Raw genomic sequence first — 20,416 nt, 5'->3', positions numbered from 1 at the left:
AGGGTAAACGTCGCGTTGTATCAAGTCCGGTATACCCTCGCCCGCCTCACCGGTCGCTAGCTACCATCCCGCAAATCCACAATCTGCTGCAGGCTCCAACCCATATCGGTAAACCGCGCAACACATCCTTCACCCGTCGGCGCCTGAGCCGCGAACCCTATCCGCAGAGGCCTCCGAGCAATCCCCGGAAGGGTAAACCAGCGCAAGAATCGCCAATAGAGGCCATCCACGGAGAAGTGGAAGGCCAACGTCTGGCCGTCACAGTGCACCCTCAACCAAACCGACTCACCTTCGATCGAAGGACCATCTGCGTCATCCGAGACCCCTCGGGTAATGACGCTGACAACGGTAGGTAAACCAGCCCCCGATAGCTCGAACGCCAGCTTGGCCCAGTTATCGTCGTCGACCTGGACAAACAGGGCGCCGGCGTCAAAGGCAGATGAAAATCTCACAGAAACTTTGGCAGACAGAGTAAAAACCGCGTCCTCAATCGCCATTGAAGCGGCAATGACGTTGTCACGCCGGAATGATCCCGCCGGATGAAAAAACCAATCGGTCTGCGCCCCCGCCCTCAAGAGAACGCCGTCGGTGTTCAACTGCGCCATACCGTTGGCCTCGCCTTGAACTGTCAACCGTTCCAAACGCATAGCATCACACCTCGTCTCGATTTTCACACTTTGAATTGGGCAACCAGGTAACTTGAAAATATCGATCCTGCTATCAGGAAGAATGCAGGTAATGGAGCGACTCTCTGCCCCATCGCCTACACGCAAGAGCAGGCGACTGCTAAGAATTGCGCCGGATCATGTCTGCCAATTTTTCGCCAATCATGATGCACACCGAATTCGGATTGCCCGAGACCAGGGTTGGCATGATGGAAGCGTCGGCAACGCGTAGCCGTTCGATACCGTGCACACGCAGTTCAGGCGAAACCACCGCCATCTCATCAGTCCCCATCCGGCAGGTTCCCGAAGGATGGAGCGCGGCGTGTGCTATCTCTTCGCAGAACCGCGCGATTTCCCCACGGCTTTTCACCTGCGGTGACGGCACATGACGGCGCGCAATATAGGGTTTGAACACCGACTGCTCCATGATCTGGTCGGCAATGCAGAATCCTTCCACCAGTGCCTCCAGATCGTAAGGATCGGCGAAATAGTTGGGGACGATTCTCGGTGGCTGGTCCATCGAGCGACCGTTGAGTTCGACAAAACCACGGGACCTGGGTCGGATCTGGCCGAAGTTGATCGTGCATCCATTGCCGCCCGGTACTGAATCGACACCTTCTTCGATCCCCGCACCGACCACCATGAAGTACTGGATATCCGGCGTCGCTTCTTCTTTTTGTCCCCACCAGAATGCGCCAGCCTCGATCAGGTTGGAGGCCGCTGGACCGTTACGGAACAGACCATACTGCAAGCCCGCCGCCGCTTTCCACAAAGGCTTTTTGTACTTGTCATAGCTGTGTGGGCCAGTCAGCTCGTAGACCATCGATATCTCGATATGGTCCTGCAGGTTCTGGCCGACACCGGGTAGATCCTTGACAACACTTACGCCCTGCCGCTCGAGGTGCCCGGCAGGGCCGACGCCCGACACCATTAACAGTTGCGGCGTAGCAATGGCGCCCGCCGAAATGATGATCTCCCTGTTCGCGTACAATTCCTTGCGCACGCCCTTTTCGGAGTAGACGACGCCCTTGGCCACATTGCCTTCGAAAATGATCTTTTCGACCTTGCAACCCGTCCTGACCGACAGGTTCTTGCGACCACGGGCGGGGCGCAGGTAGGCCGCTGCCGCACTGCTGCGCACGCCATTGATCGAGGTGATCTGATAGAAGCCACACCCTTCAGGCTTGCCGCTGTTGAAGTCCGGGTTGTAAGGCAGGCCGTACGCCTGGCAGGCTTGCAGCCAGACCCGCGACAACGGGTGGATATAAGGCGGGTAGGACACGCCCAACGGGCCACCGGTGCCATGCACCTCGTTACTGAAGGTGTCATTGTTTTCTGCCTTCTTGAAGAACGGCAGCACATCCTGGTAAGACCAGCCAACAGCGCCCTTCTCGGCCCAACCATCGTAATCTTCGGGTACCCCGCGAATGTAGATCATTGCATTGACCGAGCTGCCCCCGCCAAGCACCTTGGCCTGGACCATGGTCGGTAGCTCAGTGCGCGACTGCGATCGGGTGGGCTCCCATTGATAACGCTTGAGCAAGTCGCCCTGGGCGGTCTTGTAGTAGGCGCCCGGGATATGGATGTAGGGATTGAGGTCTCGCGGCCCTTCTTCGAACAACACCACCTGCGTCGAGCTGTCTTCGCTCAATCGACCGGCGACCGTGCAGCCCGTTGAACCGCCACCCACCACTATGTAATCAACCATGTCCAACTCCAGTACCGATTAACCGTTGACGAGCTCATTGAGCAGCTTGAAGTGATTGCGAGCGACCTCGAAGCTGTCGGCCTGATGTTGTTTCAGACAGAACAGTTCGCAGCTCCACCACCCCTGGTAACCGGTCGCCTTGACTGCCTGGATCCACGCTTTGAGATCCAGAACCCCTTCACCGGTTGGCACGTCGCGAAGGATGTCTTCATTGGGAATACCGCCATCGAACGTCAGCGAGTCGCACACATGCACGCCATAGAGGTAGTGCTTATCCATCCTGGCGACGGTGTCCGGCGTATCGCCCGAGGCGTAGCAATGCCAGAAGTCGATCACCATCTTGACGTTGGGCCTGTCGACCCGGTCAATCAACTGGATCTGGTTCGTGACCCCTGTGAGGGGGGTCCAGGCCAGGGCCTCCAGGTAAAGGGTCAGATTGAACTGGGCGGCAAGATCGGCCAAAGCGCGCAGATTGCGGGCGGTTATGCGCTTCTGCTCTTCAAGCTCCAGCCCCAGCAAACCTGCATACTTGCTGGACGGGCGGCGATCGTGATGATCGATGACCGCCTGGACATCGATCGGTCCGGTCAGCACCTGCACCCCTTTGGCGCCTGCGGCAACGGCCATGGAAAACAACTGCTGCGCCTCCTCCATCAGTTGCGCGTGCAGCGCGCCGGTACGCTCGATATCGCGCAGATAACCCAGGCCCGGCACTGACAAGCCGCCCAGCAGCCCCTTGAGATCCTCGCGCGAGTAACCGGCGTCGAAGTACTTGTGCAGCTTCGTTGCCGACAGCTCCAGCGCCGAAAACCCGACGGATTTCGCAATGTTCACATCCAGCGCCACCGTGCCATGGCGCGCCACGGTGCAGTGCAGGGCAAATTCATTCACGGCCATTTACAACTCTCCCGGTTAACTCGCGTTTGTTTTTATTGAGCTCGATTCAGCGAGCAAACCTGACCCACTTTCTGTTCGTGCTCGATTCAAAGCACAGGTGAGCCAGTTCGACTCCTCGGCACCCCTGCTCCAGGTCCGGCACCGGTATCCGCAACACGCCCGACCGCTGTTCGCCAGCAGCGATAGCAACGGCAAAATCCTGATAAAGGATGGCCAGGGCTTCCAGGTATCCCTCACTGCAACCGGCGGGCAAGCTCGAGAAGGCCTGGGATTCGAGATTGTCCGCTTGCCCGCGACGCAGGATCAGTTCTGCGCTGTCCACGGGCTTGAGGTGCAACAATTCGGGCGACTCCTGGGACCACTCAAGGCTGGCGCGGCTGCCAATCACCTTGAACGCCAGGCCATTGCGGTGCCCGGGCGCTGCGAAACTCACCCACATCAGGCCTTCGATTGCCTGACTGAATTCGAATTGGGCCACGCAGTTGTCATCCATTTTCCAGCCCGGCACCTTGTTGCTCAGGGTCGCACTCAGCGCCTGTGCGCGTTGGCCGGTAAGAAATTCCATCAGGTTGAACGCATGGGTACCGATATCGCCAACGACGCTGCTGATACCCGCCTTTGCGCGCTCACCGCGCCAGGCCAGGCTGGCGTTGAGCGATTGAACGCCCGGCGCAAGCCACTCCAGCAGGTACTGGACCTGGATGAACCTGACCTCGCCGATGGCGCCATCCTGGATTCTGCGGCGGGCCTCGCGCACCATTGGATAACCTTGATAGGTATAAGTCAGCGCGAAAAATGTATTGCGCTCGGCGGCCAGGCGTTTGAGTTCATTCGCCTGGTCGATCTCGTTCACCAGGGGCTTGTCGCAAATGACCGCAATGCCGGCGTGTAGGAATGCCTGGCAGGCTTCAAAATGCAGGTGGTTGGGAGTGACGATAATGACGGCGTCGATGGGGTCGGCTCGACCGGCCTCAGCGCTGGCCATCTGCTGGGCGCTGGCGTAGATCCGCGGGGTGGTCACGCCCAGCGCGTGGCCGGCCGCAAGGGACTTCTCGGCGTGCGAAGAAAACACTCCTGCAACCAGTTCATAGCGATTGCACAGGCGCATCGCCGCCCGGTGCAGCGAGCCGAAATAGGCGCCCTCGCCGCCGCCGATCATGCCGACCTTCAATTTTACGGGGCTCGGGATATCGCTTGTTAAATTGGGCATCTCACCGTCTCGGACTGACACTCTTGTGCCACGAGTATCAGGTTGCACTTGGCAACGCTCAATTTCGCAAGCCTTCGGCATATGACGCGAGCTGACGCAAATCCCGACTGATGGCACGTACGACCCGCCGTGATTAACGCCAGCACATGCGTCAGTCTGCGTCAGATATCCCCTTTATGCGAAATTGATCGCGTCTGTTCGCAGTTCGATACTCGGCTCATGAAAACAATAAGCCGAGCCTGTCAAGCGCTGGGCGCACAGTGTGATTCTCCTGCGAACCTCGCGGCGGGCAATCCTGTGCAACCTGGCCATCCTGCGACGCCAAGCCACGTGCATGGGTGGGCTGGCTGTTCGGTCCGTCTTTCACAGCGCCCGGCGACTCACATCTTCGCCCCGCTCCGCCTTTCTCCTTCTGCCCAATTCGTACCTGTAACTGCGGCCTTCGCCCTGGTGGCGTCGGCGTGTGCCCGATTGATTTCATCCCCACCACGAGTAGGACATCTGTATGAAGCACGAATCAGACAAGGCCGGACCTTCCAAACCGACGACAGCGCTTTTTGGCGATGTCACGCTCAACCGCCGCTCGTTCATGCTCGGCTCGGCGGCGGCCGCTGCCGGGCTGTATATCAGCTCGTGGGCACCGAACAGTTTCGCCGCGGCGGGTCATCTGGAGATTCTCGGCTGGGAAGGCGAGACCGGTGACGCCGAGCTGGCGGCCTGGCGCAAGCAGCGCGACATCACCGTACGCTCCAGCTACGCCGCAACCCAGGATGACATCACCGCACGCCTGGCAGGCAGCAATCCGGTACAACTCGACCTGACCATGTACGCCCTGGGCTACGAGGCTATCTACCGGGACATGGGCATTCTCTCCCCCATCGACACTTCACGGATTTCCAACTACAACGCCAGCGACACCCTGCCACTGTTCTACAGAGGCGTTCAATGGTTCTGGGACGGAAAACAATGGGGCATCCCGCTGCTGTGGGGAATGAACACCATCGTCTATAACGTCGCCAAGATCGACAAGCCGACCCGATACAGCGACCTGCTCAACCCGAAACTCAAGGGCAAGCTGACCTTTGTCGACGACTCGCTATCGACCTGGAGCCTGATCGCGATCATTGCCGGCTATGGCGACAAATACCCCAACCTGACCCGTACCGAATTCAACGATGCGTTCGAAAAACTGCAGCCCTACCGAGACCAGTGCAGAGTCTTTGCCGCCTCGGTGGGCGACGCCGTTTCACTGCTGGCTTCCGGTGAGGTCGATGCGGTGTTCTCTCTCTCGGCCCAAGGTGTTCTGGAAACGCAGAAACGCGGGGTGAAAACCGCCCTGTCGGTACCCGAGGAAGGCGCTGCCATCTGGTGCGATGCCCTGTTCGTGCCGCAGACAGCCAAGGATGTGCCGCTGGCGCTGGAATACGTCAACAAGATGCTGGAGCCGCAAACCCAGGCGCAAATGGCCTGGTCGATGTTCTCAGGCGTCACCAATCAAAAGGCCATACCGCTGCTCAGGCCAGAGCTCAAGGAATTGTTCGACTACGACCATCTCGACGCGGTGTTCAAGAAATCGAAGCTCTATGGCGTACCGCCATTGAACTCTGACCAGTACGTGACTTACGCAGAGTGGGTGGATCAATGGGCCGCTTTCAAAGGCTCGTTCTGAGCTACGCCATCGGCCAGGGCGGTATCGCCCTGGCGCAACCCCGACACGGGACGCCGGGAATAGCGATCAATCGAGTGACCGAAGTCCGCATGCCTGGCAAGCATTCCACTACCTGCTGCAATGGGTCTGTATCATGAACGTCATCAATCAAAGCAAGTTGGCAAGCACGGACGCTTGTGGCACGACACCCCCAGGGAACGCCGACAGAAAACGTTTCATCCCCTTTTACCTGGCCGGCGCTCCGTTCGCGTTTCTGCTGGTCTTCTTCATCATCCCTGCGGTTCTGCTGTTCGTTTCGAGTTTCTGGCTGTCGCGGTCATTCACCATGATTCCCGCTGCCACGCTGGCCAACTATGCCCGTGTGCTGGGGGCGAGTGGGTTCTACGATTCCCTGTGGATCTCCATGCAGAACGGTTTCTGGACCGCCACGCTGTCCACCCTGCTCAGCGCGCCCGTGGCCTGGTACATCGTCTACCGATCACGCTCCAACACCATCCTCTACCTGGCATTGGTTTCCTGGTTTTCCAGCTATCTGGTGCGGGTCTACGCCTGGCGCACCATCCTTGGCTCGACCGGCGTGATCAACAGTTCACTGATGCAGTGGGGAGTGATCGATACACCCATCGACTGGATCGTGTTCAACAAATTCGCGGTGGTCATCACCCTGGTCCACATCATGTTGCCCTTCACCCTGCTGCTGCTCGTGTCGGGCTTGCGTGATGTGAAAAAGGACTATCTGGAAGCCTGCGCCGACCTGGGCGGCAGCGGCTCGGTGGCCATCCGCAAAGTCATCATTCCCATGGCGCACAAAAGCATCGTCAGCTCCTTCATGTTCACCTTCGTGCTCGCCGCCGCGGATTACGTCACGCCGCAGTTGCTCGGCGGCCGCGATGCCATGACCACCGGGCTGCTGATCGCCAACCAGTTCCGCACCGTGGGCAACTGGCCGCTTGGCGCGGCCATGGCCTACCTCCTGCTGATGGCCTTCATGCTGGTCTACGCCGCCCTGTTGGTGTTCATGCGCTCGGTGAACCTGGCGCCCGGCAAGCGATATCACGACTGACAAACTGGGCGATGCCCCGGAGAATGAAAATGGCCCGGTTATTTACCTGGTTCTACATGCTGTTCCTGTATGCCCCCATCGGCCTGATCGTGCTGTTCAGCTTTCACTCGACGCCCTCGTTATCGCTGCCGTTCGAAGGCGTTTCGCTACGCTGGTACGAAACCATCTTCAATAGCTACGACTTCAGGACCGCGCTGGGCAACAGCCTGATTGTGGCGGGCGCATCGGCGCTCTTCACCACGCTGCTGGGGACGCTGTCCGCGCTGGCCTTGATGCGCATGAAAGGCAAGGCGAAAGCGACGTTCGCCTTCCTCAACTTCGCGCCCATCGCCATGCCGGGGCTGTTCCTGGGTATCGCGCTGGTGATCCTGTTTTCACTGATCGGGCTACCGCGCTCGCTGCTCACCATCATCATCGGTCACACGTTGTTCACCCTGCCCTTCTTCGTTGAATCAGTGCGCTCGCGCCTGGAGTATTTCGACCTGTCCTTCGAAGAAGCCGCACGCGATCTCGGCGCTACGCCATTGAAGGCTTTCTGGCTGGTCACTTTGCCCATCATCGGCCCGACCATCGCTGGCGCCGCCATCCTGACCGTGGCGTTGTCGCTGGATGAGTTTCTGATCACGGTCTTCGTCACCGGGACCGATACCACCCTGCCGCTGCTCATTCTGTCGATGATCCGCCGGGCCGTTGATCCAAGCATCAACGCCGCGTCCGTGATCATGCTGGCGATGACCATCGCGATCATCGGGGTCGCTGGATTGGTAATGACGATGCGCCGCCGGCGCATCGAACTCGAACGTACAGGGGAATGAATCATGTCCATCAACAGCATTGAACTGACCGGTATTTCCAAGGCCTACGGCAATCTCACTGCGCTTGGAAAGCTCGACCTCAACGTACGCAAGAATGAAATCCTGACCTTGCTAGGTCCAAGCGGATGCGGCAAGACCACGTTGATGCGCATCATCGCCGGCTTTGAAACGCCTACCACGGGCAAGGTGCTGATCGACGGCAAGGACGCCACCCGGCTCCCCCCGGAACAACGACCGGTGAACATGGTGTTCCAGAAATACGCGCTGTTCCCGCACCTGGATGTGTTCGACAACGTCGCCTTCGGCCTGCGCCTCAAGCGCACGCCGAAGGATGAGATAAAGCGTGAGGTTTCACGGGTCCTGGAGCTGGTGCAATTGAGTACTTTCAAGAACCGCTGGATCTCCGAACTCAGTGGTGGCCAGGCACAGCGGGTCGCGCTGGCACGGGCGCTGGTCAATCGTCCGGCTGTATTGCTGCTGGACGAACCCCTGGCTGCGCTCGACCTGAAAATTCGTCACCACATGCTCAACGAAATCAAGCGCATCCACGAAGAGTCCTCGACCACGTTCGTCTACGTCACCCACGACCAGGACGAAGCCATGATTCTTTCGGATCGTGTGGTGCTGCTGAACAAGGGGGGCATCGAGCAGATCGGCGATCCGGAGGAGATGTACTGGGCGCCCAAGACGCTGTTCGCCGCCAGGTTTTTCGGCGACACCAATATCGTCGACGGTGTTTACGAGCATGAAAGCTCAGGCACAGGCGTGGTGAAGCTGCCGTTCGGCCAATACGCCCATCTGCCTAAGGCCCCGTTGAAAAGTGGCCCGGTGAATGTATCGATCCGGCCGGAAACCATTGCCCTTTCGTCATCGTCAGGCGCACCGCTGGACGGCGCTTTCACCGGTACGGTCAAGGACACCTCCTTCATCGGCAATCGGGTGATCTACCGTGTCGCCGTAAGCGGCAGCGACCTGGAGCTCAAATGCCAGCAACTGCCGACGCCCGGCAGCCACACCATGGCCCCGGGAACATCGGTGGCCCTGACGTGCCGGCCTGACAGTTTTGTGGTGGTAGCCGCCTGAACGCGCTTCGAAGCGCGCTTATGTGCCCAGAGGAGGATGATACGTTGGTGAACTACATAGTGGTCGGTGGCGGCTCGGCGGGTTGCGTGGTCGCCGCCCGGCTGAGCGAGAACCCCGATGCTTCAGTGGTGTTGCTGGAGGAAGGTCCGAGCGACTGGAACCCCTATATCCATCTGCCGGTGGGTTTCTACAAAACCAGCCAGGGCGCGCTTGTCGAACACTACCCCTGGCAACCACCACCGGGTTACATCGGCCCGGCCAATCCGGGCATGGTCCAGGCGCGGGTGCTGGGCGGCGGCGCGACGGTGAACGCCATGGTGTACCTGCGCGGCCAGCCCGCCGATTACGATCAGTGGAGCCATTCGGGAGCTACCGGCTGGTCGTACCAGGACGTGTTGCCGTTCTTTCTGAAACACGAGGCCAACGACCGCTTCAACAACGTCTCTCACAGCGTTGCAGGACCGGTCGGGGTCAGCGACCAACGCCATACCCATCCCCTGGCGCGCCTTTGGGTCCAAGCCTGTCAGGAAGCCGGCCTGGCCTTCAATCCGGACTTCAATTCCGGCACCCAGGACGGGTGTGGTTTCTACCAGATCAACGCCCGCAAGGGCCGTCGCTCCAGTACCGCAGTCGCCTATCTGAAGCCCGCCAGGGCGCGTACGAACCTTGAGGTGATTACCCATGCCCGGGTATTGCAGATCATCCTCAGCAACGGTCGCGCGATGGGTGTCAAATACGAGCGCCGCGGCAAGGTGCAGCACCTGATGGCCGACCGCGAAGTGATCCTCTGCGCGGGTGCCATCAATTCACCCAAGCTGTTGATGCTGTCCGGCATCGGCGCCAGCGAGGCGCTGGCCGAGCACGGCATCGAGGTGCATTGCGACCTGCCAGGGGTAGGCCAGAACCTGCAGGATCACGTTGAAGTGTCGCTGGTCAGTGAATTGAATACGCCGCTGAGCTACGACAAGTACAAAAAGCTGCATCACAAGCTCTACGCGGGCCTGCAGTACCTGCTGTTCAGGAATGGGCCGGCCAGCTCCAACATCGTCGAAGGCGGCGCGTTCTGGCGCACCTCCCTGGCCGAAGGACGAGCGGATGCGCAGTACTGCTTCATGGCCGGTGCGGGCGTTGAAGCGGGGGTCGATTCGGTGCCAGGGGGAAACGGCTGCACCCTGAACGTCTGCCAGACCAGGCCGCGCTCCGTGGGCAGCGTGGCACTGCGCAGCGCGGATCCCGGGATAAAACCGTTGATACGCCCCAACTACCTTCAAGACCCGTATGACGTGGACTGCATGGCCGAGGCGGTCGAATACGGCCGGCACATCATGGCGCAGAGCGCAATCGCCCGGCATATACGCCGCGAGTTCGTGCCTGCGCAGGCACTGCGCTCGCGGGACGACTACCGCACCTTCGTCCGCCAGGCCGCCCACGGCGCGCTTCATCCGGTGGGCACCTGTCGGATGGGCGAGGACGACAGCGCCGTGGTGGATCAGCAGTTGCGCGTGCGGGGTATCGACGGCTTGCGGGTGATCGATAACTCGATCGCTCCCAACCTTTGCTCCAGCAATACCAATGCGATGGCTATCATGATCGGTGAAAAAGGCGCCTATCATGTCCTTCATGCCGGTGCTTGATGCCCACAGGACCGCGCCTTGCCGGGTTGGGGTGAATGCCCCTAGACTGCCCCACTGCTCGCAAACGACTGAATAGATACCATGCAAAACCAAGAGAATTTTCAAGAAAACCTGAAAATGTTATGCGAGCAGGTCGGTACGGTTTCGGAAATGTGCCGCCGGGTCGGTATCAATCGACAGCAATTCAACAAATACCTGGCCGGTACCCACCAGCCTTCCAAGTCGAACCTGCGTGCAATCGCCGGTTTTTTCGGGCTCAGCATCGATATTCTCTACACCAACCCGAACGATTTCCGCTCGATGATCGAGGGTGGCCATTTCCACCTGTTCCGCAACCTGGTCCAGTCACCCAAGATGTTGCTGTTCATCAACGAATTGCTGATGGAGAACGACGCCGACATCGGTGACCTCACCGGCGTCTACGAGCGTTATCACTACTCCTCCATCTACAAGGGCAAGATCGTCAGGTCAGTGTTCTGCATCTACGAGAAGAACGGAATACTGATGCACTATTACCTGGAGCGTTTTCCCAACCAGGACGGCAGCGGCAAGATCGACTACCACTTCAAATACCACGGTTTGAGCTTCCTGATCTCCAACCGCATCTTTTGTGTCGACTTCGAAACGATCCAGCGCAACGAGATCACCTTCACCAACCTCGCGGCGGTCAGCCGTAACGCCAAGAAGTATGTGTTTGGCGTGTCCAGCGGTATCGCCGCGACCATGGTTCGCCAGCCGGTAGCGGCGAAAGTCGCGATGAACTTCGTGGGCAAGGGTTTCATCAAGAAGACGCATATCAAGCGGGCCACTGTGTTGTCTCCAGACGATCCGACCATCCCCAAGGAAGTGGTGGACTACCTGGGTTCCGGCACGGCCTCGATCGACCCAGTCTGACCAACTCAACCGTCCAATACGTCAGTAGCGGCCCGCAAGGCCGTTTTTTTGCGTCAGCGCCAAATTCAACTTGCGTCACTTTGCGTCAGCTGTCGCACGAGTGAGAAATTGTTAGCCCCCCCTCCCCACTGTATTTTTTTCAAAGCAGCGGAAATCGTAGCGCTCACAACTTACTGCTCACCACGCACATTTGCATGATTGCGTGCGCCGGCTCGTGCTGCCCAAAAACCGAATGAATTGTTTGCGCCCGATCGAGGTGATGTCATGGCTCAATGGATAAAAAAAGCGAAACCTGCCCCGCAGCAAGTAGAACGCAACGAACAGGTCAAAAGCGATGTATCCCGCATTCTGTTGGATATCGAAAAGCGCGGCGACGCCGCGGTGCGTGAACTGTCGGTAAAGTTCGATGGTTGGGATCGCGCGGACTACCGCCTCAGCGACGCGCAAATCAAGGAGTGCGTATCCAGGCTGACCGAGCGGGAATACAACGATATTCTCTTCGCCCAGGCGCAGGTGCGTCGCTTTGCAGACGCCCAGCGCCAGTCCCTGCTGGATGTTGAAATCGAAAGCATCCCCGGCGTCATTCTCGGTCACCGGCACATCCCGGTAAATGCCGCTGGCTGTTATGTACCGGGTGGCAAATACCCGCTGCTGGCCTCGGCGCATATGTCGATCGTCACCGCAAAATCCGCCGGCGTTAAGAACATTACCACCGCCGCTCCGCCGTTCCAGGGCAAACCTGCGCCTTACATCGTCGCGGCCCAGGCCTTGGGCGGCGCGGATGCGATTTACTGCCTGGGTGGCATCCAGGCGGTGGCGGCAATGGCAATCGGTACCGAGTCGATCAGCCCCGTCGACATCATTGTCGGGCCGGGCAACGCCTATGTGGCCGAAGCCAAACGCCAGCTGTTCGGCCGCGTGGGCATCGACCTCTTCGCCGGCCCGACCGAGACCCTGCTGATCACCGACGACTCGGTGGACGGCGAACTGTGTGCCACTGACCTGTTGGGCCAGGCTGAGCATGGCGTGGACTCTCCGGCCGTCATGCTCACCACCTCGCGGGAACTGGCGCTGGAAACCCTCAAGGAAATCGAGCGGCTTTTGGTCAAGCTGCCCACCCAGAAAATCGCTCGCGAGGCCTGGGAAAACTTCGGCGAGATCATCCTCTGCGAGAACTATGAAGAAATGGTGAGGTACTCGGACGAGTACGCATCCGAACATGTGCAGATCATGACGCACGACGACGACTACTTCATGAAGCACCTGACCAATTTCGGCGCACTGTTCGTCGGCGCGCGTACCAACGTCTCCTATGGAGATAAAGTGATCGGTACCAACCACACCCTGCCGACCAACAAGGCGGCTCGCTACACCGGCGGCCTGTGGGTCGGCAAGTACATCAAGACCTGCACCTACCAACGTATCCTTACCGATGAGGCGTCCTCGCAGATCGGCGAATACTGCTCGCGACTGTGCCTGATGGAAGGGTTCGTCGGGCATGCGGAACAGGCCAACATCCGTGTTCGTCGCTACGGCAGGAAGGCAGTCGGTTTTGGTGAGCCGGCGCTCTGACAGCGCATGGCCCAGAAAAGCCAGCACCTGAAACGTGCTGGTTTTTTTATGGCTGCGAAACGCCAGCCCCCGCTAACCGTGTCGCACCACTGTGGTCGAGGTGAACATCACGAACACCAGCAGGCCGGCGGTCATTACCAACGCGATGCTCAAGGACGAAAGATGGGCGACGAAGCCGATGGCCGCTGGCCCCATGAGGATGCCCAGGTAGCCGATCGCGTTGACCGTCGACAGGGCCAGGGAGACCGGCATGACGTGCTGCCGCCCCACCGCCGAACAATAGACTGGCACCATATTGGCGATACCCGCTCCCACCAGGACGAAGCCGACCAGGGTCAGCCACTGGCTGTCGAGCAGGACCGAGACCAGCATGCCGAACATCGCCAGGGCGCTGCCACCCACCAGTACCGCACGCTCGCCCAGTCGTGGCACCAGCCAGTCGCCGGACAGCCTGCCGATGGCCATGGTCACCGAGAACAGCGCATAGCCGATGCCGGCCTGGCTGATGTCCATGCCACGCACGGTGGTCAAGAATACCGCGCTCCAGTCGAGCATCGAGCCTTCGACGAGGAAAGCGATCAGGCACAAGATGCCCACCAGCCATACGTATCGGGTTGGCCGGGAGAAGATCGGCCCGCCTGCCCCTTCCCCGAACGCGAGCATTTGCCGACCGAATGTAGCCAGCAGCACCGCCACCACGCCTCCCAGTACAGCAACCGCCGACAACGGCGATAGACCAAAGCCGAGCAAGGCCGAAACCAGCAACGCACTGAAGATATTTCCGACGCTGAATAATCCATGGAACCCGGACATCATCGTGCGTCCCAGGCCCCGCTCCACCATCGACCCCTGCAGGTTCATGGTGACATCGGCCGTGCCCATGCAGGCGCCGAAGCACAGCAGGAACATCACCAGTGCGTAGAATTGCGAGGCAACCGACAGCGCCAGCAGACACAGGACCGCCGCACTGACGGCTGTCGTCATCGCTGCCCGGCAACCGACCTTGCTCACCAATCTGGCCACGAACGGCATCATGCACATCGAGCCGCTGCCCAGACAAAGCAACAAAAGGCCCAGTTCACCGTCGTCGATCCCGGCGCGCTCACGGGCAAAAGGTACCAGGGGGGCCCATGCGCCCATGGCGGCGCCTGACAAGAAGAAGGCGATTCGACAGGCCTGGAGATTATTGCGGGAGATCGCGAAGAGCTGGTGGGTCAAATCGTTCATTGCTGATCAGCCATAAAAAAGCCCATCCGGGGATGGGCAAGGGTGGTGAGCCGGGCTCGATGAAAAATCAGATTCAGGCCTTGTCGCGTTTTTGCAGCACCACACCGATGACAATGAGCGCCAGGGTGAGCACCGAGGACACCAGCAACTCGGTCTGGTGACCTGGTACCACCGCCATCAACACCAGGAAGGCCACGATCGCGGCGATGGTCAGGTAGGACAGCGCCGGGAACAGCGGGAACTTCACCAGCAGCGTTCGCCCCTGTGCGATGGCGCGCTTGCGCAGGATGACCTGGCTGACCGCAATCACCAGGTACATCACCAGTGCGATCGTGCCGATAGTGGCGATCAGCGGAACAAGTACCGTCTGCGGCAAGGTGTAATTGGCGACCAGCAGCACCAGGGCCCCGGCGCTGGCATAAAAGATCGACACCTTTGGTACACCGTTGGCCGTGGTCTGGGCCCAGGCACGCGGTGCGTCACGCCGAACCGCCAGTGAATAGCCCATGCGCGAGGCGGTGAAGATCGCCGAATTCAAGGTACTGGCAACGCCGACCAGGATGACCGCCTGGATAATCGTCGAAGCCCCGGGTATGCCCATGGTCTCCAGGGCTGACTGGAACGAACCGGCCTGCAGCGCCGGAGCGTTCCACGCGACCAGGCTGACGATCACCAGGATCGAGCCGAAATAGAAAATCAACATGCGCCATACGACTGAGCGGATGGCACGACGGATATTGGCACGTGGATCCTCGGATTCGGCGGCGGCAATGGTGACGATTTCCATGCCGGTAAAACTGAACAGCGCGAGCACCAGCGCCGAGGCAATGCCCGCAAGGCCGGCTGGCGCAAAGCCACCGTCCTGCCAGAGATGGCCGAAGCCTGAGGCCGAACTGCTCGGCAACAGGCCCGCAATCGCACAGGCACCCAGTGCGATGAACGCCAGGATAGTCACGACCTTGATCAGCGAAAACCAATATTCCAGCGTGCCGAAATTCTTCACGCTCATGATGTTGGTCAGGGTCAGCCCAACGATCAGGATCACCCCGATCGCCATGGAAGGCACACCGACCCAGGCGCCCAGGATATCTGCCGCGACGATGGCCTCCAATGGAATCACCAACACATAGAACCACCAGTACAACCAGCCGATGGCGAATCCCGCCCAGCGTCCCATTGCCTGTTGCGCATAGGTCGAAAACGAGCCCGTGTCCGGGTTGGCCGTGGCCAGTTCGGCCAACATGCCCATGACGAGCACCACCAGTATCGCGGCGATGCCGAAGGAAACCAGCACGGCAGGACCGGCTGCGCTGATCGCACTCGCCGAGCCCACGAAGAAACCCGCGCCGATCACGCCACCAATTGAAATCATGGTGATCTGGCGACTGCTCAGGCCCTTGGAAAGCGAGCCATGGGACGCCACCGTCCGCTCGGACGGCAAATCCAGTTGATAGTCCACAGTGATGCCCCGATCAGGCACTGACCGCCTCATGGCATGGCACGGACGGCAGTGAAATTGCACAAGAATTGTTGTTTTGACCGCTGTGTAGCCAGGGTCAGATTATGTTGTGCAAAGGCCGAGGCTCAATTTCTCACCGCCCGGAAAAGTGACGCAGCATGACGCATCCGCCCCCCTGAAGGTGCGCGATCAAGACGCCGGACGCGCCGTGGACCCCCTTGCTACCAGGCTGGTATCGAAGATTTTCACCCGCGGCGTGAGCGGCTCACCGGCTTCAAGCTCCTCGAGCAGGATGCGCGCCGCCCATTCACCCTTGCCGATCAACGATTGGCGAATAGTGGTGAGGTCGCGAAGACCGGCTTCAGGGATGTCGTCGAAGCCGATCACCGACAACTGCTCAGGCACCTGGACGCCCTGGGCAGCAGCCTGCGTCAAGGTGGCCAGCGCCATCACATCCGAGCTGGCGACAATCGCCGTAATGCCCGCATTGCGAAGCAGGGGCGCCGCAGCCTCCCGGCCAAGCGTGTTGGTGAAGCCGCCTGCTTCGACGATCACCAGCTCGTCGTAGCCGATGCCATGTCGCTGCGCTGTATCCACGTAGGCGGCCAGCCGTTCGCGCACGATCATTTCGGTCGAGGCCTTGAAGCGTGCCTTGCTGACCGGACCCTTCTTGCCATCGGGGAGCAGACGCTCGACAAGGACACCGATCCTGCGATGCCCCAGCCCGATGATGTGTTCCATCTGGTCGATGGAAGCCTGGCGGTCGTCGATACCCACGTAGTGCACCCCTTCCAGGCGCGGGGAGTCGATGACCACGGCCGGAATGGCGCGCCTGGCGATGTACTGCACGATGGGATGATCATCCGGCAGGGTTGAAATGATCAAGCCGTCCACCAGGCCGCGCACGGCCAGGTTCTCATCCCCTGCACCCTCGCCTTCGAGCTTCTTGCTGCGTAAGGGGAACAGGGTCAGGGCCACGTTGGAAAGCTCATTGACCTGAGCAATGCCCTTGAGCAGCGAAAGGGCCCAAGGGTCATCGAAGGCGTAGGAAAGCTGATCCATTACCGCCAGTCCGATGGCACCGACGCGCCCGGAGCGCAGGCTGCGGCCACGCACGTTCGGGCCTGGGTAACCCAACGATGCCGCCACCGCCAGGATGTGTTCGCGCTGGGAAGCAGATACCTTGCTGGAACCACTGTAGGCATAGGAAACCGCCGGCTGGGAGACGCCTGCGGCCTTGGCCACGTCCTTCATCGAAACCATTTGAACCTTGTCCTTTTTCTCTGTCACGGCAACGCGTGAACGAGGTCGGCAAACCGAAAGTGGCGCCCAGCATACCGACTCGATCCGGGCAAAGATAACCCTTGCCTGGGCTCTTTGGGTGACCGTCGTAATGAGCTGGCAGGCACTGCTTTTTCACTGCCTGCCGATGCGCCAATGAGCGAGGTACAGCCTCAGGAGATTTCGACCAATGGCAACGCCCTTTGCCGCCACAGGGTATTGACAAGCCAAAATCGCGTGTTAATTTGTTCCAAGGTTATACGTATAACCGACCAAAATCACCTAACAAGAAGATGAGGCCCGCTTATGCCAGGCGCCCAAAAATCGAATCCGGTCTCCCAGCCGATTCGTCTACCGCAGAGCCGCGAATCCGTGAATGAACGGCGCGAGTCTATGCAGCCCTTTACGCTCACTGCCCCATACAAAATCCCATCGCAAGCAGATTGATCGCTCTTCGTTAAGAACGCTGTTCTGCGTGCAATGAGATGAACAACAGGCACAGCTCCGCACTTTGGAACGGCTTGTATCGATAACGTTTTACCTATAACGCATTTCATGCGGCGGCCTCTTGCAGCCGCAAAAAAGTGCTCGCTGGAACTTGGTGACGCAATTGAAAGATGGATAAGCCGAACGTCGAAGTTTCCTCGACCGACGCTTGTCGCCTGAAAAACAGAGAGTGGAGAAATAACCGTGACCCGAGTTCTTTATCTGTATGGCGGTTGGCCAGGCCACTACCCCTATGAAATCGCAGGCTGGGCGCGTGAACTGTTCAAGGAATTGGATTTCGACGTCGAAGAGTCGACCGACATCTTCACCCTGGACCGTGACCTCAAGTCTTACGATCTGATCGTCATCGGCTGGAACAATGCCGTCACGACCGAAACCTTGACGGCGTCCCAGGAAAAACACTTGTCCGAAGCCATCGAAAACGGCGTCGGCCTGGTCGGCTGGCATGGCGCCGGTGCGGCCTTCCGCGCCAGCCTCAAATACCACTTCATTCTGGGGGGTTCGTTCCTGGAGCATCCGGCGGGCGAAGGTTATCCGCATCCTTACATGGTCAACTTCCTCGATCGCGAACATGAAGTGACCCAAGGCGTAGAAGATTTCGAAGTGCGCTCCGAGCAGTACTACATGCAGGTCGATCCGAACATTCATGTGCTGGCCGAAACCACCTTCGATGGCAATCCGATGCCGTGGCTCAAGGGCCACCGCAGCCCCGTGGCCTGGGTTCGCAACTGGGGTGAGGGACGAGTGTTCTACCACTCCATCGGCCACGACACCAGCAACCTCGCCGATCCCAATATTCGCCGCCTGACCAAGCAGGGCCTGCGTTGGGCTGCGCGCAAATGAATACCTGAACGGTAGCTCCAGGGCGCCCAGCCCCCTGGAGTCATTCCAAGGAAACCCCCTCCAACAGGAGCGAAACAAAATGGCAAAACTCACAGGCAGCCAAGTAGTTGCCCAGACCCTGAAAAACTATGGCGTGGAGTACGTCGCCGGCATTCCCGGTCACGGCATCTGGACCTTGATGGACGCCTTCATGGAAGAGGAGTCCAAGCTCAAGTTCATTCAGGTATTCCATGAACAGAGCGCCGTACATTTGGCTGACGGTTACTACCGTGTCGCCGGCAAACCCATGGTTGCCGTAACCTCGATCGGTGCCGGCGCCAGCAACACGGTAATCGGCATGGCGACTGCCTATACCGATTCCACCAGTTGCATGTTGATCACAGGCGGTCCGCCCACCCACATGCGTGGTCATGGCCTGCTCCAAGAGCTGGAGCGCTACACCGACAACGACTTCCCGAAAATCGCCGAAGCCGTCTCCAAGCGTCACTGGGTCGCCACCCGCACTGAAGAGATGCCGTTCATCATGCACCGCGCCTTCAGCTCGATGCTGACCGGTCGCCCGGGGCCCGTGCATATAGAAATTCCTATGGACGTCCAGGCCGAAGCGGGTGAAGTCACCTTGCACGACCTTCAAGAGCGCGTTCCGGTGGGCAAGGTTTATCCAGACCCCGAGGCCATCCAGCGTGCCGCGCAGGTGTTGCGAGAAGCCAAGCGCCCGATGATTGTCATCGGTGGTGGAGTGATCACGGCTGAAGCCTCGGCAGAGGTCGTGGCCCTGGCCGAGCACTGGAAAATCCCGGTGGTCACCACCTGGAACGGCAAGAGTGGCTTCCCGGAAGATCACGCCCTCTTCTCCGGCAGCGTCGGCCAGACCGGCACCCTGTGCGGTAACCATATGGCTTCCAACGCCGACGTGATCCTCGCGGTAGGTTGCCGTTTCACGGACTGGTCATCGTCCAGCTACGCCCAAGGTGTGACTTTCTCCATTCCACCGGGACGCCTCATCCATATCGATATCGATCCGCACGAGATTGGCAAGAATTACCCGGTGGCCGTCGGTATCGTATCGGATGCGAAACATGCCCTCGCCCACCTGGTCGAAGCGTTGAAGAACGACTCCGTCGACCGTAGCGATTACCTGGCGGACCTGAAGCGCAATCAAGATCTCTGGGAAGCCAAATTGGCCACGCGTCGCGATTCCGACCGTTTCCCGTTCACGTCACAACGGCCGTTGGGTGCCCTGCGCAAGATTTTCCCGCGGGACACCATCGTAGTGGTCGGCTCGGGCAACGCCCAAGGCGCGGTCAAGCAGACTTTCCCGGTCTATACCCCGCGCACGCACCTGACTTCCGGCGGTTTCTCGTCCATGGGCTGGGCCGTGCCTGCGGCCATCGGCGCCAAGCTGGCGGCACCGAACCAGCCGGTGGTGTGCATTCTGGGCGATGGCGACTTCCTCATGAACCCACAGGAAATCGCAGTCTGCGTGACCAACAATATTCCTGTGGTATTCCTGATCCAGAACAATGCCGGTTACATGTCGATCCGTGGCGGACAACGCAAGCAAACCAGCCGCCACCTGGGCAGTGAGTTCAACCTGCCCAACGGCGAACCCTACTCGCCGGATTACGCGGCGCTTGGCAAGGCCTTCGGCATGCTGTCGTTCTGCGTCAACAGCAACGAGGAACTGGAACCAATCCTGCAACAGGCCCTGGATGCCAATGCGCCGGTGCTGATCGAAGTGCCAACGGACCGCGACGCTGCCGGTCCGTGGGTTCCAGGCTGGTGGGACTTCCCGGTACCTGAGTACATCACTGACGAACGTCAGAACGAGTACTGGGAGCTGCGCAACAAAGAACAGCATCTGTAAACGACAATATAGGCGTGCAAGA

16 protein-coding genes are annotated in these 20,416 nt (G+C 59.6%); 9 read left to right on the top strand and 7 right to left on the bottom strand.

The window, feature by feature from the left end; all coding sequences use genetic code 11:
- Positions 1–56 precede the first annotated feature (56 nt).
- From Q6A48_RS11595 to Q6A48_RS11580, 4 genes are all read right to left on the bottom strand, one after another.
- Positions 57–647 carry a DUF1349 domain-containing protein gene (locus Q6A48_RS11595; RefSeq protein WP_304554253.1) on the bottom strand — a complete coding sequence of 197 codons (591 nt, stop codon included), beginning with the start codon at positions 645–647 and terminating at the stop codon, positions 57–59.
- Between the two features lie 139 nt (positions 648–786).
- Complete coding sequence (locus Q6A48_RS11590; RefSeq protein WP_304554252.1) at positions 787–2,373, bottom strand: GMC family oxidoreductase; 1,587 nt, start codon at positions 2,371–2,373, stop codon at positions 787–789.
- An 18-nt stretch (positions 2,374–2,391) separates the two neighbouring features.
- Positions 2,392–3,270, bottom strand: a complete 879-nt coding sequence (locus tag Q6A48_RS11585; RefSeq protein ID WP_304554251.1) for a sugar phosphate isomerase/epimerase family protein — start codon at positions 3,268–3,270, stop codon at positions 2,392–2,394.
- A gap of 46 nt (positions 3,271–3,316) precedes the next feature.
- A complete protein-coding gene (locus Q6A48_RS11580; RefSeq protein ID WP_304554250.1) occupies positions 3,317–4,561 on the bottom strand; it encodes a Gfo/Idh/MocA family protein in 1,245 nt (414 codons plus the stop codon).
- 424 nt (positions 4,562–4,985) lie between these two features.
- Here Q6A48_RS11580 and Q6A48_RS11575 point away from each other — a divergent pair, with 424 nt between their 5' ends.
- The 7 genes from Q6A48_RS11575 (at position 4,986) to hisD (ending at position 13,210) form a co-directional block, all read left to right on the top strand.
- Positions 4,986–6,149 carry an ABC transporter substrate-binding protein gene (locus Q6A48_RS11575; protein WP_304554249.1) on the top strand — a complete coding sequence of 388 codons (1,164 nt, stop codon included), beginning with the start codon at positions 4,986–4,988 and terminating at the stop codon, positions 6,147–6,149.
- Between the two features lie 133 nt (positions 6,150–6,282).
- The gene (locus Q6A48_RS11570; protein WP_304554248.1) at positions 6,283–7,212 is read left to right on the top strand and encodes an ABC transporter permease; all 930 of its coding nucleotides are present in this window, start codon (positions 6,283–6,285) and stop codon (positions 7,210–7,212) included.
- Between the two features lie 23 nt (positions 7,213–7,235).
- Complete coding sequence (locus tag Q6A48_RS11565; RefSeq protein ID WP_304554247.1) at positions 7,236–8,027, top strand: ABC transporter permease; 792 nt, start codon at positions 7,236–7,238, stop codon at positions 8,025–8,027.
- Between the two features lie 3 nt (positions 8,028–8,030).
- Complete coding sequence (locus tag Q6A48_RS11560) at positions 8,031–9,110, top strand: ABC transporter ATP-binding protein (protein ID WP_304554246.1); 1,080 nt, start codon at positions 8,031–8,033, stop codon at positions 9,108–9,110.
- Between the two features lie 44 nt (positions 9,111–9,154).
- The gene (locus Q6A48_RS11555; protein ID WP_304554245.1) at positions 9,155–10,744 is read left to right on the top strand and encodes a GMC family oxidoreductase; all 1,590 of its coding nucleotides are present in this window, start codon (positions 9,155–9,157) and stop codon (positions 10,742–10,744) included.
- A gap of 117 nt (positions 10,745–10,861) precedes the next feature.
- The gene (locus tag Q6A48_RS11550) at positions 10,862–11,638 is read left to right on the top strand and encodes a helix-turn-helix domain-containing protein (RefSeq protein ID WP_304554244.1); all 777 of its coding nucleotides are present in this window, start codon (positions 10,862–10,864) and stop codon (positions 11,636–11,638) included.
- A gap of 264 nt (positions 11,639–11,902) precedes the next feature.
- Entirely contained in the window at positions 11,903–13,210 is a 1,308-nt protein-coding gene (hisD, locus tag Q6A48_RS11545; protein ID WP_304554243.1) for a histidinol dehydrogenase, read from the top strand.
- Positions 13,211–13,282: 72 nt separating this feature from the next.
- On the opposite strand, the gene Q6A48_RS11540 is transcribed toward hisD, so the two are convergent.
- The 3 genes from Q6A48_RS11540 to Q6A48_RS11530 form a co-directional block, all read right to left on the bottom strand.
- Positions 13,283–14,437, bottom strand: a complete 1,155-nt coding sequence (locus Q6A48_RS11540; RefSeq protein WP_304554242.1) for an MFS transporter — start codon at positions 14,435–14,437, stop codon at positions 13,283–13,285.
- 73 nt (positions 14,438–14,510) lie between these two features.
- Positions 14,511–15,878, bottom strand: a complete 1,368-nt coding sequence (locus Q6A48_RS11535) for an amino acid permease (RefSeq protein ID WP_369811688.1) — start codon at positions 15,876–15,878, stop codon at positions 14,511–14,513.
- 207 nt (positions 15,879–16,085) lie between these two features.
- Entirely contained in the window at positions 16,086–17,150 is a 1,065-nt protein-coding gene (locus tag Q6A48_RS11530; RefSeq protein ID WP_304554241.1) for a LacI family DNA-binding transcriptional regulator, read from the bottom strand.
- A gap of 717 nt (positions 17,151–17,867) precedes the next feature.
- On the opposite strand from Q6A48_RS11530, the gene Q6A48_RS11525 reads away from it, so the two are divergent.
- Positions 17,868–18,527: a ThuA domain-containing protein gene (locus Q6A48_RS11525; RefSeq protein WP_304554240.1), complete on the top strand. Its 660-nt coding sequence runs from the start codon at positions 17,868–17,870 to the stop codon at positions 18,525–18,527.
- A gap of 79 nt (positions 18,528–18,606) precedes the next feature.
- Entirely contained in the window at positions 18,607–20,394 is a 1,788-nt protein-coding gene (locus Q6A48_RS11520; RefSeq protein WP_304554239.1) for a thiamine pyrophosphate-binding protein, read from the top strand.
- Positions 20,395–20,416 lie beyond the last annotated feature (22 nt).

This window comes from Pseudomonas citrullilanati, from assembly GCF_030580855.1.
Lineage (GTDB): Bacteria > Pseudomonadota > Gammaproteobacteria > Pseudomonadales > Pseudomonadaceae > Aquipseudomonas > Aquipseudomonas citrulli.
This window is presented reverse-complemented; position numbering and strand designations above follow the sequence as displayed.

Coding starts and splice junctions, on each gene's coding strand:
- Q6A48_RS11595 (WP_304554253.1), bottom strand. CDS start 647: ATGCGTTTGGAACGGTTGACAGTTCAAGGCGAGGCCAACGGTATGGCG.
- Q6A48_RS11590 (WP_304554252.1), bottom strand. CDS start 2,373: ATGGTTGATTACATAGTGGTGGGTGGCGGTTCAACGGGCTGCACGGTC.
- Q6A48_RS11585 (WP_304554251.1), bottom strand. CDS start 3,270: ATGGCCGTGAATGAATTTGCCCTGCACTGCACCGTGGCGCGCCATGGC.
- Q6A48_RS11580 (WP_304554250.1), bottom strand. CDS start 4,561: ATGCCGAAGGCTTGCGAAATTGAGCGTTGCCAAGTGCAACCTGATACT.
- Q6A48_RS11575 (WP_304554249.1), top strand. CDS start 4,986: ATGAAGCACGAATCAGACAAGGCCGGACCTTCCAAACCGACGACAGCG.
- Q6A48_RS11570 (WP_304554248.1), top strand. CDS start 6,283: ATGAACGTCATCAATCAAAGCAAGTTGGCAAGCACGGACGCTTGTGGC.
- Q6A48_RS11565 (WP_304554247.1), top strand. CDS start 7,236: ATGAAAATGGCCCGGTTATTTACCTGGTTCTACATGCTGTTCCTGTAT.
- Q6A48_RS11560 (WP_304554246.1), top strand. CDS start 8,031: ATGTCCATCAACAGCATTGAACTGACCGGTATTTCCAAGGCCTACGGC.
- Q6A48_RS11550 (WP_304554244.1), top strand. CDS start 10,862: ATGTTATGCGAGCAGGTCGGTACGGTTTCGGAAATGTGCCGCCGGGTC.
- hisD (WP_304554243.1), top strand. CDS start 11,903: ATGGCTCAATGGATAAAAAAAGCGAAACCTGCCCCGCAGCAAGTAGAA.
- Q6A48_RS11540 (WP_304554242.1), bottom strand. CDS start 14,437: ATGAACGATTTGACCCACCAGCTCTTCGCGATCTCCCGCAATAATCTC.
- Q6A48_RS11530 (WP_304554241.1), bottom strand. CDS start 17,150: ATGAAGGACGTGGCCAAGGCCGCAGGCGTCTCCCAGCCGGCGGTTTCC.
- Q6A48_RS11520 (WP_304554239.1), top strand. CDS start 18,607: ATGGCAAAACTCACAGGCAGCCAAGTAGTTGCCCAGACCCTGAAAAAC.